16 protein-coding genes, 1 pseudogene and 1 riboswitch are annotated in these 15,482 nt (G+C 74.9%); of the genes and pseudogenes, 8 read left to right on the plus strand and 9 right to left on the minus strand.

What is annotated here, in order from left to right:
- The first annotated feature begins 400 nt into the window (after positions 1–400).
- Positions 401–988 (plus strand): hypothetical protein, encoded by a 588-nt coding sequence (locus ACI8AP_RS01550; RefSeq protein ID WP_456587568.1) that lies wholly within the window; start codon positions 401–403, stop codon positions 986–988.
- Between the two features lie 61 nt (positions 989–1,049).
- Here ACI8AP_RS01550 and ACI8AP_RS01555 read toward each other — a convergent pair whose 3' ends face one another.
- Positions 1,050–2,039: a DMT family transporter gene (locus ACI8AP_RS01555; RefSeq protein ID WP_456587569.1), complete on the minus strand. Its 990-nt coding sequence runs from the start codon at positions 2,037–2,039 to the stop codon at positions 1,050–1,052.
- Between the two features lie 60 nt (positions 2,040–2,099).
- On the opposite strand from ACI8AP_RS01555, the gene ACI8AP_RS01560 reads away from it, so the two are divergent.
- From ACI8AP_RS01560 to ACI8AP_RS01570, 3 genes are read left to right on the plus strand one after another with little or no spacing between them, the layout of a single operon-like run.
- Positions 2,100–2,672 (plus strand): TetR/AcrR family transcriptional regulator, encoded by a 573-nt coding sequence (locus ACI8AP_RS01560; protein ID WP_456587570.1) that lies wholly within the window; start codon positions 2,100–2,102, stop codon positions 2,670–2,672.
- Between the two features lie 10 nt (positions 2,673–2,682).
- A complete protein-coding gene (locus ACI8AP_RS01565) occupies positions 2,683–3,648 on the plus strand; it encodes a zinc-binding dehydrogenase (RefSeq protein ID WP_456587571.1) in 966 nt (321 codons plus the stop codon).
- A gap of 11 nt (positions 3,649–3,659) precedes the next feature.
- The gene (locus ACI8AP_RS01570; RefSeq protein WP_456587572.1) at positions 3,660–3,968 is read left to right on the plus strand and encodes a hypothetical protein; all 309 of its coding nucleotides are present in this window, start codon (positions 3,660–3,662) and stop codon (positions 3,966–3,968) included.
- Between the two features lie 6 nt (positions 3,969–3,974).
- Here the strand turns inward: ACI8AP_RS01570 and ACI8AP_RS01575 are convergent, their stop codons facing one another.
- Positions 3,975–4,289, minus strand: a complete 315-nt coding sequence (locus ACI8AP_RS01575) for a DMT family transporter (protein WP_456587573.1) — start codon at positions 4,287–4,289, stop codon at positions 3,975–3,977.
- A gap of 11 nt (positions 4,290–4,300) precedes the next feature.
- A riboswitch (guanidine-III (ykkC-III) riboswitch) is annotated at positions 4,301–4,365 on the minus strand.
- A 63-nt stretch (positions 4,366–4,428) separates the two neighbouring features.
- Between ACI8AP_RS01575 and ACI8AP_RS01580 the strand changes: the two genes are divergently transcribed.
- Together ACI8AP_RS01580 and ACI8AP_RS01585 are read left to right on the plus strand one after the other, a co-directional pair.
- Positions 4,429–4,662, plus strand: coding sequence for a helix-turn-helix transcriptional regulator (locus ACI8AP_RS01580; protein WP_456587574.1), 234 nt, complete (start codon positions 4,429–4,431; stop codon positions 4,660–4,662).
- Between the two features lie 2 nt (positions 4,663–4,664).
- On the plus strand, positions 4,665–5,201 hold the full coding sequence (locus ACI8AP_RS01585; protein ID WP_456587575.1) for a Clp protease N-terminal domain-containing protein: 537 nt from the start codon (positions 4,665–4,667) through the stop codon (positions 5,199–5,201).
- Here ACI8AP_RS01585 and ACI8AP_RS01590 read toward each other — a convergent pair.
- From ACI8AP_RS01590 to lepA, 4 genes are all read right to left on the minus strand, one after another.
- The gene (locus ACI8AP_RS01590) at positions 5,179–6,837 is read right to left on the minus strand and encodes an MFS transporter (RefSeq protein WP_456587576.1); all 1,659 of its coding nucleotides are present in this window, start codon (positions 6,835–6,837) and stop codon (positions 5,179–5,181) included. The two genes, ACI8AP_RS01585 and ACI8AP_RS01590, sit on opposite strands and share 23 nt — an antisense overlap.
- Positions 6,838–6,901: 64 nt before the next feature.
- Positions 6,902–7,606: an LppX_LprAFG lipoprotein gene (locus ACI8AP_RS01595; protein ID WP_456587577.1), complete on the minus strand. Its 705-nt coding sequence runs from the start codon at positions 7,604–7,606 to the stop codon at positions 6,902–6,904.
- Positions 7,607–7,669: 63 nt separating this feature from the next.
- A complete protein-coding gene (locus tag ACI8AP_RS01600) occupies positions 7,670–8,299 on the minus strand; it encodes an MOSC domain-containing protein (RefSeq protein ID WP_456587578.1) in 630 nt (209 codons plus the stop codon).
- Between the two features lie 23 nt (positions 8,300–8,322).
- Positions 8,323–10,173, minus strand: coding sequence for a translation elongation factor 4 (gene lepA / locus ACI8AP_RS01605; RefSeq protein WP_456587579.1), 1,851 nt, complete (start codon positions 10,171–10,173; stop codon positions 8,323–8,325).
- Positions 10,174–10,387: 214 nt separating this feature from the next.
- On the opposite strand from lepA, the gene rpsT reads away from it, so the two are divergent.
- Both rpsT and ACI8AP_RS01615 read left to right on the plus strand, forming a co-directional pair.
- A complete protein-coding gene (gene rpsT, locus ACI8AP_RS01610) occupies positions 10,388–10,648 on the plus strand; it encodes a 30S ribosomal protein S20 (RefSeq protein ID WP_236826314.1) in 261 nt (86 codons plus the stop codon).
- A gap of 119 nt (positions 10,649–10,767) precedes the next feature.
- A complete protein-coding gene (locus ACI8AP_RS01615) occupies positions 10,768–11,532 on the plus strand; it encodes an RBBP9/YdeN family alpha/beta hydrolase (protein WP_456587580.1) in 765 nt (254 codons plus the stop codon).
- Here ACI8AP_RS01615 and ACI8AP_RS01620 read toward each other — a convergent pair.
- The 3 genes and pseudogenes from ACI8AP_RS01620 to ACI8AP_RS01630 form a co-directional block, all read right to left on the minus strand.
- Complete coding sequence (locus ACI8AP_RS01620; protein ID WP_456587581.1) at positions 11,419–12,006, minus strand: RDD family protein; 588 nt, start codon at positions 12,004–12,006, stop codon at positions 11,419–11,421. The genes ACI8AP_RS01615 and ACI8AP_RS01620 overlap by 114 nt on opposite strands.
- Positions 12,007–12,068: 62 nt before the next feature.
- Positions 12,069–13,535 carry a DNA polymerase III subunit delta gene (gene holA, locus ACI8AP_RS01625; protein WP_456587809.1) on the minus strand — a complete coding sequence of 489 codons (1,467 nt, stop codon included), beginning with the start codon at positions 13,533–13,535 and terminating at the stop codon, positions 12,069–12,071.
- Positions 13,450–15,432, minus strand: a pseudogene (locus tag ACI8AP_RS01630) (ComEC/Rec2 family competence protein); the annotation flags it as partial. The gene holA and the pseudogene ACI8AP_RS01630, both read right to left, overlap by 86 nt.
- Between the last annotated feature and the right edge of the window lie 50 nt (positions 15,433–15,482).

Genomic DNA, 15,482 nt, shown 5'->3' on the forward strand with positions numbered 1-15,482 from the left:
CCAGGAGCATCGCAGCGAGGAACGAGCGAGGAGCGGACTGGGGCGCGGAAGCGGACCAGAGCCATCGTCCGCTGACAGCCCCAGGAGCATCGCAGCGAGGAACGAGCGAGGAGCGGACTGGGGCGCGGAAGCGGACCAGAGCCATCGTCCGCTGACAGCCCCAGGAGCATCGCAGCGAGGAACGAGCGAGGAGCGGACTGGGGCGCGCAAGCGGACCAGAGCCATCGTCCGCTGACAGCCCCGGGAGCGGCCGTCCGCCGCCGGCCCGGCATGTCGCCGGGGACACGCCGGTCACCCGCTCCCCGCGCGTGGGATGCCCTGGCCCACCGGCGCACGCCGCTGCCACGCTGCCGCCGCGACGGACCCGGAGGTCCCGTGGTCCGGCACCGAGGAGGTCGCGATGAGGACGAGGACGGTCCGGCGGGCTCTCGCCGTCGTGCTGCTGGCGCTCGTGTCCGGGGGGACGGCGACCGGGGCGGCCGCGGCCACCGAGGAGCGGATCGGGTTCGCCACCACGGGGCTCGACGGCGTGGACGCGCGGACCGGGTGGACGCTGCACAGCGCCCCCCAGGTGTTCGACCCGCCGGACGAGGAGCCGTTCGGCGTGACCGACTTCTTCGTCGCCGGCCCGTTGCCCGGCGGCGGGGAGGGCGTCCTCTACGAGTGCACCACCGAGGACCGGGTGCGGGCACGGCTGGACGGGGTGCGCTCCGCGGTCGCCAGCGGCGTCCTCCAGGTCGACTGCTCCTCCCCCGTCGGACTGCCGGACCGGCAGGGCTACGCCGTCGTGGACGTGGCCTGGCGCGGGACCGGGCCGGTGGAGCAGCACGTCTTCCAGCGTGGGGAGTGCACCGAGTACCTCGACGTCCGCGCCGCCCGGGTCGCCGGGGGCGCCCGACTGGTCGTGCGCGACGTGGCCGTGGGCCGGTTGGTCAACCTCGACCCCGCCGAGAACGACCTGCGCCAGCAGCGGATCGTCTGCGGCTGAGTCCTCGGGGCAGCTGGTCGAACGCCCGGACCGGTCTGCCGAGGCATCCGGGACGTCGGCCCTACTGCGGGTCGACGCCCGGATCCCCCGGGGTCCGCTGCCGGGCGGGGAGGCGCCCGCGGCCCGCCGGTCGGACGAGTGCGCCTCGCGTGGGGAGCTCGTCGTCCGGTCGCTCGCGGGGAACCGCCCGGGCGCTGCGCAGCACGAGCGCCACACCGACCGCGCAGACGAGGATGCCGGGCAGCGCCGTCGGGCCGGGGGCCTGCCCGAACATCGCCCACGCCCACAGCGCGGTCGCCGGCGGCGTCAGGTACAGCAGCGTGCTGGCAGTCGTGGCGCCCGACCGGCGCACCACGAACAGGTAGCTGCCGTAACCCCCCACGGTGGAGAGCAGGACCAGCCAGGCCATCGCCACCCAGAACGCCGGCTCGGCCGGCGGGGAGAGCTCCCCTCGCGCGCCGGCCACCGCACCGAAGACCAGCGCCGCCACGGCGGACTGCAGGGCGAGCGCGACGGCCAGCGACTCCGCCGGTGCCCACCGCCGCTCCAGCAGCGTGCCGGCGGAGAGACCGGCCAGGGCCACGACCGGGAGCAGGAAGGCCACGGGCGAGGCGCCGCCCGCACCGAGATCGCCCACGACCACGAGCGCGACGCCGCCCGCACCGACGAGCAGCCCCACCCGCTGGCGCGCCGTTGTCCGCTCCCCCAGCAAGGGTGCCGCGACGACGGCGACGACCAGCGGCTGGAGCGCCGCGACCAGCGCCGACGTGCCGGCCGGGACGCCCGCGCCCGCGGCGGCGAAGACGCCACCCAGGTAGACCGCCTGCACGAGGAGGCCGAGGCAGGCCTGGCGCAGCAGGGAGCCGGGCCGCAGGCGCTCGCCCCGCAGCAGCACCCAGCCGCCGAGGAGAGCCGCCGCGAGCCCGGTGCGCCAGGCGAGCACCGTCGCGACCGGAGCGTCCCGGGTGGCGAACTCCGCGCCGACGAAGCCGGACGACCAGCACACGACGAGGACGCCCGCGGCCACGGCGTCGGTACGGCGATCCCTCACCCGGCCGAGGTAACCACACCGGTCGGTATACTCGCAGTGCACCGATCGAGAGGAGCGGACATGTCCGACGTGATCGCAGCACCGACCAACCTGACCCCCGCCGCAGAGCGGCTGCTCGACGCCGCCTCGCGACTCTTCTACGCCCACGGCATCCGGGCCGTCGGGGTCGACGCCATCGCGGAGGCTGCGGGCACCACCAAGAAGACCCTCTACGACCGGTTCGGCTCGAAGGACGCGCTGGTCGCCCTGTACCTGGAGCGCCGGGCCTGGACGTGGCAGCAACTCCTCGAGGCCGAGATCGCGGCACGCGCCCCGGGCAGCGACCGGGTCCTCGCCGTCTTCGACGCGGCGCGCCGGTGGCGGGAGGAGCAGCAGCGGGGCTGCGCGTTCGTGAACGCCTACGCCGAGATCGGCGGCACGGACCACCCCGCACTCCCGGTGATCCGCGCCGAGAAGGAGTGGATGCGGCGACGGTTCACCCAACTCGCCACCGAGGCCGGGATCGCGCACCCGGAGGCGATCGCGGCGACGCTCCACCTGCTCTACGAGGGCGCGCTCGTCGCCTCCACCGCGGGCGACGACCCCGAGGCGCTGACGACGGCACGTGAGGCAGCCGCGCGCCTGGTCGGTTAGGTTCGCGGCCATGCTGGCTGCCTTCGTCTCCACCCCGAACCCGAAGGACCCGCTCTCCGTGCTGGAGATCGGCGAGCGCCCCGAGCCGGAGGCTCCCGACGGCTGGACGACCATCCAGGTCAAGGCGGTCTCGCTGAACCACCACGACCTGTTCAGCCTCCAGGGCATCGGCCTGCCCGCCGAGCGGATGCCGATGATCCTCGGCACCGACGCCGCCGGCATCGACGCCGACGGCAACGAGGTCGTCGTCCACGGGGTCATCTCCACCCCTGACTGGATGGGCGACGAGACCCTCGACCCGAAGCGCTCGCTGCTGTCGGAGGTGCACCAGGGCTCGATGGCGGAGAAGGTCGCCGTCCCGAAGCGGAACCTGCTGCCCAAGCCCGCTGAGCTCTCCTTCGCCGAGGCCGCCTGCCTGCCCACCGCATGGCTGACCGCCTACCGGATGCTGTTCGTGAAGTCCGGCCTGCGCCCGGGGCAGACGGTGCTCGTGCAGGGCGCCAGCGGCGGCGTGGCGACGGCGCTCATCGTGCTCGGCCGCGCCGCCGGCTACCGGATCTGGGTGACCGGCCGCAGTGAGGAGAAGCGGGCCGCAGCCCTCGCGCTCGGCGCCGAGCAGGCGTTCGAGAGCGGCGCCCGGCTGCCCGAGCGGGTCGACGGCGTCATGGAGACCGTCGGCGAGGCCACCTGGAGCCACAGCATCAAGTCGCTGAAGCCCGGCGGCGTGCTCGTCACCTCCGGCGCGACCACCGGGTTCAACCCCGGCGCCGAGCTCAACCGGGTCTTCTTCACCCAGCTCTCGGTCATCGGCTCGACGATGGGCACGAAGGCCGAGCTGGAGGCGCTCATCCAGATGTGCCGGGTCACCGGCATCCGGCCGCAGATCGACGTCGAGCTCCCCCTGGCGCAGGCCCGGGAGGGCTTCGCCCGGATGCTCGAGGGGCGCACCAACGGGAAGATCGTCTTCACGCTCTGAAGGGGCCACCGGTGATCGCTCGCATGTGGCGCGGTCGGGTCCGCACCGCGGACCGCGACGCCTACGTCGACTACATCGAGGGCACCGGCATGGCCGAGTACCGGCAGACCCCGGGGAACCGGGGCGCGCACATGCTCATCCGCGATCTGGGCGACGGGCACACCGAGGTGGTCACGCTCAGCTTCTGGACCGACCGGGACGTCATCCGCGGCTTCGCCGGCGAAGACATCGAGCGGGCCGTCTTCTACCCCGAGGACGACCGCTACCTGGTGGAGCGCGAGGAGACGGTCACGCACTTCGAGGTCGCTCCCGGCGGCTGACCGGGGTCAGTGCACGACCTTGAGCCCGATCACGCAGCCGACGATGCCCGCGAGCAGCAGAACCCGCACCAGCGACACGGGCTCGAGACCGGTCACCATCGCGTAGGCGACCGTCAGGACGGCGCCGATGCCCACCCACACCGCGTAGGCCGTGCCCAGCGGGAGCTCGCGCATGGCGTAGGCGAGCCCGCCCATGCTCGCGACCAGGGCGACGCCGAACACCACCGAGGGCACCGGCCGGGTGAGGCCGTGCGAGCGGTCGAGCGCCGCCGCCCAGACGGCTTCCAGCATCCCGGACACGACCAGCACCACCCACGACATCGCGGCCTCCTCTGGCGCCGTCTTGTCGCACACCGGGTACGGCACCGCTCGTCCGGGAGCCGGGGAGCGGCTCCCCTCCAGCCTCGCACGTGTCAACGTCAGTTGACACGGCGGCGGTGTGCAACTTAAGTTGACAGCCATGGCGGACACGGCACAGGTGGCTTCGGCAGCCAGCAGCAAGGACCCGGCGGTGGGGCTCACGGCGGTCCGGTCGCTGCGCGTCCTCGTCGAACGGCTGGAGGCGCTCCAGGTCGACAACGCCCGCGACCAGGGCTGGACCTGGGAGCAGATCGCCCATCAGCTCGGCGTCAGCCGGCAGGCGGTGCACAAGAAGTACTCACGCGGCCGCGGGCCGCTCCGACGGAGGGACTGACGATGTTCGAGAGGTTCACGCAGGACGCCCGGGACGTCGTCGTCGGGGCCCAGGCCGAGGCGCGCGAGCTCCGGCACCCGCGCGTCGGCACCGAGCACCTGCTCCTGGGCATGCTGGCCCGGCCGGCGACGACGGCGGCCCGCGCGCTCACCGGGCACGGGATCACCCACGACGACGTCGTGGCGGCGGTGCGGGCGAACCGGGGCGGCGACGAGCTGGACGCCGACGCGCTGAGCAGCCTCGGCATCGATCTGGACGCCGTCCGCGACCGGGTCGAGGAGGCCTTCGGGCCCGGCGCCCTGGACGGCCCGCGGCGGAAGGGGGCTGCGGGGCACATCCCGTTCACCCCGCGGGCGAAGAAGGTGCTAGAGCTCTCCCTGCGCGAGGCCATCGCGATGAAGTCGCGGACGATCACCGACGGGCACGTCCTGCTGGGGCTCCTCCGCGAGGGCGAGGGGCTGGCGGTGAAGGTGCTGCACGACCGCGGCGTCGACCTCCCGGCCCTCCGCGACGACCTCAGGCTCGGGCTGGACTCCTGACCGGCCCTCCGCGGAGCAGGACCAGCGCCGCCACCGCGGCCAGCGCGGAGGCGATCGCCGCGCCGGCGAAGACCGTGTGCAGCTGCGTGAGCACCGCCGCCTCCGTGGCGGCGTCGTAGGCGGCACAGTCGGCGGGGGTGGCAGGGCACAGCTCCATGGGGGTGCCGATCGCCGCCACCTCGGCGGTGAAGCGGCGCAGGGCGACGGCGGTGAGCAGCGACAGCCCCGCCAGCATGCCGACGGTGCGCGCCACGACCGCCAGCGAGCTCGCGCTCCCGTGCACCCGGGGCGGGGTGACCGCCAGCAGGACCGCGTTCACCGGCGCGATGGCGAGGCCGAACCCGAGGCCCGCGGCGACCAGCACGACGGTGGAGCCGACGCCGTCCAGCGACCGCTCGTCCCACCCGGTCATCGCGGCGAACGCCGCCGCGGTCAGCGCCATCCCGGCACCGGCGACGGCACGCGGCGGCACCACCCGGCACAGCCAGCCCCCGGCCACCGCCCCCACCGGCACGGCGACCAGCAGCCGCAGCAACACCAGCGCCGCCGCCAGCTGGTTCCCGGGCGCGGTCGTGGCCCGGGCGAACAGCGGGACGTCGACGAGCGCGGCGACCAGCGCGGCGCCCACGAAGACGTTGACCACCAGCGCGCCCCAGGCACCGACCGGGCGCAGCGCGGCCAACGGCAGCACCGGCTCGGGCGCCCGCCGCTCGTGCAGCACGAACAGCAGGCCGGCGACCGCGGCCACCGGCAGCAGCAGCCGGCCGTGCGCCACGACCTCGCGGGCCGGGTCGGCGGCGGCGAAGGCCCAGACCAGTGCGCCCAGCGACACCACGGCCAGCGCCGAGCCGACGACGTCGACCTCCCGGGCCAGCCGGCCCAGCCCGCGCAGCGGCAGCACCGCACCGGCGGGCCGGGCGATGCCGCGCGCCACCAGGGCGCCGGTGGCCAGCACGGTGAGCAGCAGCAGCGGCGCCGTCCACCCCCACCCGTCGGCCAGTGGGACGTAGAGCAGCCCGAGGGTGACGTCCTCGGCGAGCGCGGAGGGCTCGGCGAGCAGCAGCCCCAGGGCGGTGGCGGCGACGACGGCCAGCGCCACCCCGATCGGATCCGGTCGCCGCACCCGGCCGGTGACGACGACGCCGGCGGCCAGACCCACCCCCAGGAGCAGGTTGAGCCAGAAGATCGCCCGCCAGTCGGCGACGGCCAGCACGGCGGCCCCCGCAAGCGGCCCCAGGACGGCGCCCGCCTCCTGGACCGCGCCCACGATGCCGAGCGGGACCGCCCGGCGCTCGGGCGGCCACCGGTCGGCGACCAGCGCGAGCGTGGCCGGCACCAGGCCGCCGGCCCCGATGCCCTGGAGGCCGCGACCGGCCACGGCCGGGCCCAGCGTCTCCGCCGTCGCCGTCAGCAGCGAGCCCAGCGCGAACAGCAGCAGGCAGCCGATGAGCACGGGCGCCCGCCCGCGGAGGTCCGCCAGCCGGCCGAGCAGCGGCAGCGTGGCGGTGTAGCCGAGCAGGAAGCCCCCGACGATGGGGGTCGCCCGCTGCAGCTCGTCCAGCCCGACCCCGACCCCGGTGAGGATGTCGGGCAGCGCCAGGACGACGACGTAGGTGTCGGCGGCCGTGACCAGCACGGCGAGGGTGGCGAGGGCGATCGCGGCCGGCCCCGGGACCGGCCGGGAGGGGGCGACCGCAGCCTCAGCCGGTGGCCGGCGCGGTGATCTCGACATCGGCCCCGAAGTCGCTGAGCTCGAGGAGGTAGGTGGCGTCGGTGCCGGCTTCGAAGAAGGGGCCGGTCAGCTCCGCCCGGCGCAGCTCACCGCTGTCGGTGGCGATCGAGAACCGGGCCTGCACCGGCTGGGACGGGTCCTCGCTGGCGAGCACCTGCTCCACCAGGTCGCCGGGCAGCTCGGCGGTGACCTCGCGGACGACCTCGCCGTCGACCCGGCTCTCCTCGCCGAGTTCGGCCGAGGTGGCCTCGGCGAGCAGCTGCGAGATGCCCGTCTCAGGGTCGAGCAGCGCGCCGGGGTCGCCGAAGCCGAACTGGGCGGGGTCGATCACGCTGAACCCGCTGGTGAACGGCAGCTGCGCGTACACGGTCCCGTCGACGGAGACCACCTGCAGGTCCAGCGTGGAGCCCAGCGCCAGCACCTGGAGCGTGCCGTCGAAGGAGGCCGGGCGGGCGATGTCGCCCTCGCCGCCGACCAGCACCGTCCCGGTGGTCGGGGCGCCCTCGCTGGCCAGGTCGAAGTGCGCGCTCTCCGCCTCGTCCAGCGTCTGCTTGGCCCGCTCCAGCAGGCCGTCCGCCGACACCTCGGGCTCGTCGGACCCGCAGGCGGCGAGCACCGGGCCGACGACGATCACCAGCGCGAGCAGCGGCACGCCGGATCGGCGCAGCAGCATGACGTCCTCCCGTCGCGGCAGGGCTCCCCCGCCGTCGCGGCGGACACTAGCGCGCCGTCACGACTAGAGGATGGGCGTGACCCGCCTGGCGACCTTGCCAGCAACCTTCGCGCGGACCCTGTCGGGCAGATGGGGCAGCGCCGGCTCCAGCTCGGCGATCCGGTACTTCTGGGTCGTCAACGCCCGGAAGGCCAGTCCGACGGTCACCTCGTGGTCGGGTCGGAACACGAGCTCGACGGCGTCGCCGGCACCGACGTCCCCGTTCTCGAGCACCCGCAAATAGGCGCCCGGCGCCCCGTGCGCGGTGAACCGCTTGACCAGCTGCGGCTCGTCCCAGAAACGGGCGAAGTTGGCGCACGGGATCCGGGGCGCGGTCACCTCGAGCAGCGTCGTCCCGACCCGCCAGCGCTCGCCGAGGACGGCGTCGGTGAGGGCGAGCCCCGTCGTCCGCAGGTTCTCGCCGAACATGCCCGGCGGCAGCTCGCGGGCGAGTTCCGCGATCCAGAAGTCGGCGTCCTCCTGGGCGTAGGCGTAGAGCTGCTGGCCGTCCCCACCGTGGTACTTCCGGTTGACCTGAACGTCGCCGTCCAGCCCCCGCTCCCCGACGGCCACCCGACCGACCACCGGCCGCTTGGCGATCCCGCTGCGGTCGGGCCGACGACCGGGCAGCGGGAGGAGGTCGGTCCCGGACACGCAGACGGCGTCGACCCGCCCGGTCACTTGGGCTTGGCGGAGGCGGTCGACTCGTTGGTGGAGAGCGCGGCGACGAACGCCTCCTGGGGGACCTCGACGCGGCCGACCATCTTCATCCGCTTCTTGCCCTCCTTCTGCTTCTCCAGCAGCTTCCGCTTGCGGGTGATGTCACCGCCGTAGCACTTGGCGAGGACGTCCTTGCGGATGGCGCGGACCGTCTCGCGGGCGATCACCCGGGAGCCGACCGCGGCCTGGATCGGCACCTCGAACTGCTGCCGCGGGATGAGCTCGCGCAGCTTGCCGGCCATCATCACGCCGTAGCTGTAGGCCTTGTCCTTGTGCACGATCGCGCTGAACGCGTCGACCGCCTCGCCCTGCAGCAGGATGTCCACCTTCACCAGCGCCGACTCCTGCTCGCCGGCCTCCTGGTAGTCCAGCGAGGCGTAGCCGCGGGTGCGGGACTTCAGCGCGTCGAAGAAGTCGAAGATGATCTCCCCCAGCGGCAGGGTGTACCGCAGCTCGACGCGGGACTCGCTGAGGTAGTCCATGCCGCCGAGCTGGCCGCGCCGGCCCTGGCAGAGCTCCATGATCGCGCCGGTGTAGTCGCTGGGCGCGATGACCGTGGCGTTGACGATCGGCTCGTAGACGCGGTCGATCTTGCCCTCGGGCCAGTCGCTGGGGTTGGTCACCGTGTGCTCGGTGCCGTCCTCCATGATCACCCGGTAGACGACGTTCGGGGCGGTGGAGATCAGGCTGATGCCGGCCTCGCGCTCCAGCCGCTCGCGGACGATCTCCAGGTGCAGCAGCCCCAGGAAACCGACGCGGAAGCCGAACCCGAGCGCCGCCGACGTCTCCGGCTCGTAGACCAGCGCCGCGTCGTTGAGCAGCAGCTTGTCCAGCGCCTCGCGCAGCAGCGGGTACTCGCTGCCGTCGATCGGGTAGAGGCCGGAGTAGACCATCGGGCGCGGGTCGCGGTACCCGCCGATGGACTCCGCCGCCGGCTTGTTCGCCAGCGTCACGGTGTCGCCGACGCGGGACTGGCGGACGTCCTTCACGCCGGTGATGAAGTAGCCGACCTCGCCGACGCCGAGGGAGTCCACGGGCTTGGGCTCGGGCGAGATGACGCCGATCTCGAGCAGCTCGTGGGTCGCGCCGGTCGACATCATCTTGATCTTCTCGCGGGCGGAGATGCGCCCGTCGACCACGCGCACGTAGGTGATGACGCCGCGGTAGATGTCGTAGACCGAGTCGAAGATCATCGCCCGCGCCGGCCCCTCCGCGACGCCGGTGGGCGCGGGGATCTCCTCGACGATGCGGTCGAGCAGCTCGGGCACGCCCTCGCCGGTCTTGCCGCTGACGCGGAGGACGTCGTCGGGGTCGCAGCCGATGATGTGCGCGATCTCCGCGGCGTACTTCTCCGGCTGGGCGGCCGGCAGGTCGATCTTGTTGAGCACCGGGATGATCGTGAGGTCGTTCTCCAGCGCCAGGTAGAGGTTCGCCAGCGTCTGCGCCTCGATCCCCTGCGCCGCGTCCACCAGCAGCACCGCGCCTTCGCAGGCGGCCAGCGACCGGGACACCTCGTAGGTGAAGTCGACGTGCCCGGGGGTGTCGATCATGTCGAGGACGAACTCACCGCCGGCGTGCTCACCGGAGCGCTGGGTCCACGGCAGGCGGACGTTCTGCGCCTTGATGGTGATGCCGCGCTCGCGCTCGATGTCCATGCGGTCGAGGTACTGGGCGCGCATCTGCCGGGCCTCGATGATCCCGGTGACCTCGAGCATCCGGTCGGCCAGCGTCGACTTGCCGTGGTCGATGTGGGCGATGATGCAGAAGTTCCGGATGCGGGCCGGATCGGTGGCAGCAGGAGTCGTCACAGTGCCGCCATCGTCCCACGTCCCGGCCCGAGGCCCTAGCCCGGCGCGGCGAGGGGCTCGCGCGGGGTGTGCGGGAGGTCGCCGGACGGCGGGTTGGGGTGGCCGGCCGGACGCTGGTATCTTTGCAGGCCGGTCCTGTGGCGCATGCCCGGACGCAGATCTTCAGCACCATTGTCAGAAGTACTCCCTCCTGTCGAGACACCGAGGCTCACGCGTGGCGAACATCAAGTCCCAGATGAAGCGGATCAAGACCAACGAGAAGGCGCGTCAGCGCAACGTTGCCGTCAAGTCCGCCCTGAAGACGGCCGTCCGGCGGGTGCGCACCGCCGCCGAGTCCGGGGACGCCGCGGCCGCGACCGCCGCCTACCAGGCCGCTGCCAAGCAGCTGGACAAGGCCGCCAGCAAGGGCGTCATCCACAAGAACCAGGCCGCCAACCGCAAGTCGGGTCTGGCGAAGCTCACCGCCGGTCTCTGATCGGCCCGCGTCCACCCGGACGCGCACGCTCGACGACGAGCCCCCTCCCCTCGCGGGGACGGGGGCTCGTCGCGTTCCCTGCTGCCGCAGCACCCTCCTACCGCCCTCAAGGACTGCCCGTGACCTCCCCCGGACGCCGCTTCCTCGTCCTGCACGGGTGGCAGAACCGCCGGCCCGCGCACCACTGGCAGTGGCAGCTCGTGGAGTCGCTGCGCGCCGCCGGCGAGCAGGTCCTCTATCCCCAGTTCCCGGACCCGGACCGGCCGGTGGTCGGCACCTGGACCGAGCTGCTGCGCGCCGAGCTGGCCCAGCTGGGCGCCGGCGAACGCGTCGTCGTGGCGCACTCCCTCGCCGTGCCGCTGTGGCAGCACGCGGCGTCCCTGCTGACGCCGGCGGAGCGCGTGGACCGGGTGCTGCTGGTCGCCCCGCCCGCGCCCGAGGTGCTGGCCGGGTACCCGGAGGTGGCCGCCTTCGCCGCCTTCGGCCCTGATGCGCACCAGCTGAGCCGTGGGGCCGGCTCGGTGCGCCTGGTGGCGAGCGACGACGACCCGTACTGGCCCGGCGGCGGTGCGGTGCCCGTGTACCGAGCGCTCGGTGTCGACGTCGACCTGCTGCCGGGTCAGGGGCACCTCGACCCGGAGGCCGGGTACGGCCGCTGGCCCGCCGTCGAGGCGTGGTGCCGCGACCCGTCGACCCGCCTGGCCCGCGCTGATCCGCCGCGTCGGGCCGGTCACGGCCCGCCCCGGCCGGGAGGTGGAGGTCGCGCGGCCTCAGGTGCGCGGCACGAGAGCTGCCGGGACGACGACCGTGCGGGCGAGGCGGTCGTGCAGCGCCCGCCTCCGCGGATCGCGCCAGGCCATGCCGAGGCTGAGCAGCGGCAATAGCAGCGACAAGGCGTAGCTGACGCCCATGACCACCCACTCGTCGCTGCCGAGGATGGCTCGTGCGACGGCGAGGTGCGCCAGCTGCCAGGGCAGCCACTTCACCGCATTCCGCCAGGCCGCTCGCCCGATGCCGGGGCCGACCGGTTCCGCGGGCAGATCGGCCTGCGGCGTCGTGTCGTCGACCGCCACCCGCAGGCCGGCGCGCTCCTTGCCCGGACCGGCATGCCGGGCACCGGCTTCGCGGAGCGTGAAGTACAGCCACACGGGCAGCACGGTGGCCGCGAAGACGCCCAGGTCGGCGATCACCAGGTCGACCGGGTCGCGCTGACCTCCCTCCGGGACGAGACCCGACAGTCGCGCCCCCGCCGCCACCGCCGCGAGCACGGCGAGCCACCCGAGGATGACGACGTAGTCCCAGCCGGCCGCCCTCCAGCGCGCGACAGCCGACCACGTTCCGGGACCGTCGGGTTCCATGGGCGACAAGCTAGCGGTTCGTCCTCCGGAGCGGTCTCGACGCGCCCGCCTCGGCGCTGGGCTCAGCGGCCGGTGCGGGCCGGTCGGCCCCGACCCGTCTCCGCCCGGATGGTGACGATGCGGCGGATGGCCCGCTCGAGGGCGTAGTCCGCGCTGGCCGCGACACCCTTGACGTCGGCGTTGAGGTCGGCGGCCACGCCGAGGGCCAGCTGGAGGCCCTCGATGCTCCAGCCGCGCGCCTGCGCCTGCGCCTTCTTGACCTTCCAGGGCGGCATCTTCAGCGTGCGGGCGAGGTCGCCGGGGTTGCTGGAGCTCAGCGAGGCCACCCGGGCCGCGGTGCGCACGCCGTCGGCGATGGCGTCGGCGATCAGCACGTGGGCGACCCCGCGCTCGAGCGCCCAGCGCAGCATCTCGATCGAGCCCGCCCGGTCACCGGTCAGCACGCGCTCGGCCACGGTGAACCCGGTGACCTCGGCCTGCCCGCGGTGGAACCGGGCGACGTCGTCGGCATCGATGCTGCCGCCGAAGTCGGAGACCAGCTGACCGGCGGCCGCCGAGAGCGCGCGCAGGTCGGCGCCCACGGCGTCGACCAGTGCGGTGACCGCATCGGGGGTGATCCGGCCGCCGAGCCGGCGCACCTCGTTGCGCGCGAACGCGATGCGGTCGCCGACGGAGGAGACCTTGGGGCACTCGTCGACCGCCGCACCGGCGGCCTTGAACGCCTTGACCAGGGCCTCGTTCCGCTTGCCACCGGAGTGCACGATCACCAGCGTCAGGTCCGGGTCCGGTTCCTTCGCGTAGCCGGCCAGGGCATCGGCCAGCGCGCCGGCCGACTCCTGCACCCCGGTGACGACGACGAGCCGGTGCCCGCCGAACAGCGACGGCGCCAGCACGTCGGCCAGCTCCCCCACCGGCAGCCCCATGGCCGCCAGTTCGTGCACCTCGGCGTCGGGGTGGCGGGCGAGGATCGCCCGGCGCACGGCCCCGACGGCGCGGGAGCGCAGCAGCTCCTCCTCGCCGATCACCACGCGCAGGTGCGACGTGGGCTCGACGGGGGCGGCAGGCACCTCCGCATGGTGCCACGCGGGACCGACGCTCCGCGGTGGCCGCCCGGGAGCCCGGGACCGGGGCGTCGATGGCTCCGGGTCCGCCTGCCGCCGCCTGGCCGCCGGGGTCCGCGCCCCGGGCGGCGATCCCCCAGTTCCCGGCCCGGCCGACCACCGCGAGGTCGCCGTCCCGGTCGGTGCGGTGCACCCGCGTGCCGGCGTCGGCCAGCCACCCCAGCAGCCGCGGAGCGGGGTGCCCGTAGGTGTTGTCCGCCGCCACCGAGATGAGCGCGGCTCGCGCCCCGGTGGCGGCGAGGAACGCCGGGTCGGCGTCGCCGCTGCCGTGGTGGGGCACCTTGAGCACGTCGGCGCGGAGATCCGTGCCGTCGCGCAGCAGCGCGGCCTCCTCGTCGGCACCGATGTCGCCGGTGAGGAGCAGGCGCACCCCCGCGGCGGTGACCCGGACGACGAGCGACAGCCCATTGGGATCGGCCGCCGCGGTGGCCCGGCGCGGATCGGGCGCGAGCACCTCGATCTCGACCCCGGCAACGCTGCGGCGGTCGCCCGGCACGAGGAGCTCGCGGGTGCCGCCGGCGCGCCGCACCAGGGCGTCGATGCCCGAGGCCCGGTCGTCGGCCGGCGAGAGGGTGCCGCTCGCGACGACGCCCACCGTGCGACCGCCCAGGGCGCCGGCGAGGCCGCCCACGTGGTCGGCGTCCAGGTGAGAGAGCAGCACGAGGGGCAGGTGGTCGATCCCGAGGCGGTCGAGGCAGCGGTCGATCGGGGCGACGTCCGGGCCGGCATCGACCAGGATCCCCCGGCCGTCGCCCACGGGGAGCACCAGGCCGTCGCCCTGCCCCACGTCGCAGGCCACCAGCAGCGCTCCGGCCGGCGGCCAGCCGTCCAGCTGCTGGCGCAGCGGCCAGCCCACCGCGACCACCCCGACGAGAGCCGCGAGCGCGAGCAGCCGCGCCCGGGGGAACCGCCACAGCAGGTACCCCAGGGTCAGCAGGAGGCCGGTGAGCAGCAGCGCCCCCACCGTCCCGGCCGGCCAGCCGGCGACGGCGTCCGGCGCGGCCGCCGCCCGCTCCGCCACGAGCACGATCCAGCGCACCGGCCACCCGGCGAGCCAGACCAGAGCGTCGCCGGCCCAGGGCCAGGGCACCCCGAGGGGCGCGGCCAGCAACCCGAGGACGGTCGCCGGCGGCACGGCCGGGGCCGCCAGGAGGTTGGCCGGCACCGAGACCAGGCTGACCGTGCCGGTGAGCCCGGCGATCACCGGAGCGGTCGCCAGCCCGGCGGCGACGCTCACCGCCACGGCGTCGGCCGGCCACCCGGGCCAGCCGTGCCCGCGCAGCCGGCGCGCCCACGGCGGGGCCAGGAGCACGATGGCCGCGGTGGCCGCGACGGACAGCGTGAAACCGGCGTCCCGCGCCAGCCCCGGCTGGACCAGGAGCAGCACGGTCACCGCGGCACCGAGCGCCGGCAGCGCGGCCCGCGACCGCCCGGAGGCGAGTGCGAGCAGGGTGACCGCGCCCATGGCGGCGGCCCGGAGCACGCTGGCGCTCGGCCGGGCCAGCACGACGAAACCGACGAGCGCCAGCCCGCCCACCAGCGCCTGGATCCGGCGGTCGACGGCCCGGCGCCGCAGCGGCCGGAGGATGCCGGCGATCACGATCGCCACGTTGGCCCCGGAGACGGCGGTCAGGTGCGCCAGCCCGGCCTGCTGGAACTCCTCGTCCAGCACCGGGTCCATCCGGCTGGTGTCACCCACCACCAGCCCCGGCAGCAACCCGCCGGCCCGGTCGTCCAGCACGCGGTCCGCGGCGGCGGCCAGGGCGTGCCGCAGCTCGCCCGCCACGCGCTGGACGGCCCCGGGGCCGCCGACCGGCTCCGGCGGACCGCGGGCCGACAGCACCGCCACCACGTCGTCGCCCTCTCCGGGGAGTGCCAGCCCGGCGCGCACCCGGAGCTGCTGCCCGGGCAGGAGCCCGGACCAGCCGTCGGCGGGTGCGAAGACGAGGACGGCCTCCTCCAGCCGGTGAACCGCGCCGCCGTCGGCGAGCACCGTGACGTCCGCCTCGAGGAGGACGCGCGACGCACCGCCGCCGCCCGCCAGCGCCCGGGGATCGGTCCGCACGGTCACGGTCACCTGCGCGGTCCCGCCCTCCGCGGCGGCTGCGCGCAGCGGGGACGCCTCGCGCGCCGCGCCGCGCACCGCGCCGGCGCCGGAGGCCACCGCGAGGCCGGCCAGGACGACGAGGGCGACGCTCGCCGCGGGACCGCGGGCACGCGCGAGGAGGACCGCCGCACCGAGCGCGGCCCCACCCAGGGCGGCCAGCACCGGCCACCGCACCAGCGGCGCCCCCAGCGTCACCATCCAGACCGCGCCGGCGAGCGGCCAGAGCCGCAGGTCGAGGAAGCGCCAGC

The organism is Blastococcus sp. SYSU DS1021, assembly GCF_054050995.1.

Excerpts from the sequence above, each read along its gene's own strand:
- ACI8AP_RS01560 (WP_456587570.1), top strand. The coding sequence starts at position 2,100 with ATGTCCGACGTGATCGCAGCACCGACCAACCTGACCCCCGCCGCAGAG.
- ACI8AP_RS01585 (WP_456587575.1), top strand. The coding sequence starts at position 4,665 with ATGTTCGAGAGGTTCACGCAGGACGCCCGGGACGTCGTCGTCGGGGCC.
- ACI8AP_RS01550 (WP_456587568.1), top strand. The coding sequence starts at position 401 with ATGAGGACGAGGACGGTCCGGCGGGCTCTCGCCGTCGTGCTGCTGGCG.
- ACI8AP_RS01575 (WP_456587573.1), bottom strand. The coding sequence starts at position 4,289 with ATGTCGTGGGTGGTGCTGGTCGTGTCCGGGATGCTGGAAGCCGTCTGG.
- ACI8AP_RS01620 (WP_456587581.1), bottom strand. The coding sequence starts at position 12,006 with ATGGAACCCGACGGTCCCGGAACGTGGTCGGCTGTCGCGCGCTGGAGG.
- ACI8AP_RS01565 (WP_456587571.1), top strand. The coding sequence starts at position 2,683 with ATGCTGGCTGCCTTCGTCTCCACCCCGAACCCGAAGGACCCGCTCTCC.
- holA (WP_456587809.1), bottom strand. The coding sequence starts at position 13,535 with ATGGGCTGTCGCTCGTCGTCCGGGTCACCGCCGCGGGGGTGCGCCTGC.
- ACI8AP_RS01595 (WP_456587577.1), bottom strand. The coding sequence starts at position 7,606 with ATGCTGCTGCGCCGATCCGGCGTGCCGCTGCTCGCGCTGGTGATCGTC.
- ACI8AP_RS01580 (WP_456587574.1), top strand. The coding sequence starts at position 4,429 with ATGGCGGACACGGCACAGGTGGCTTCGGCAGCCAGCAGCAAGGACCCG.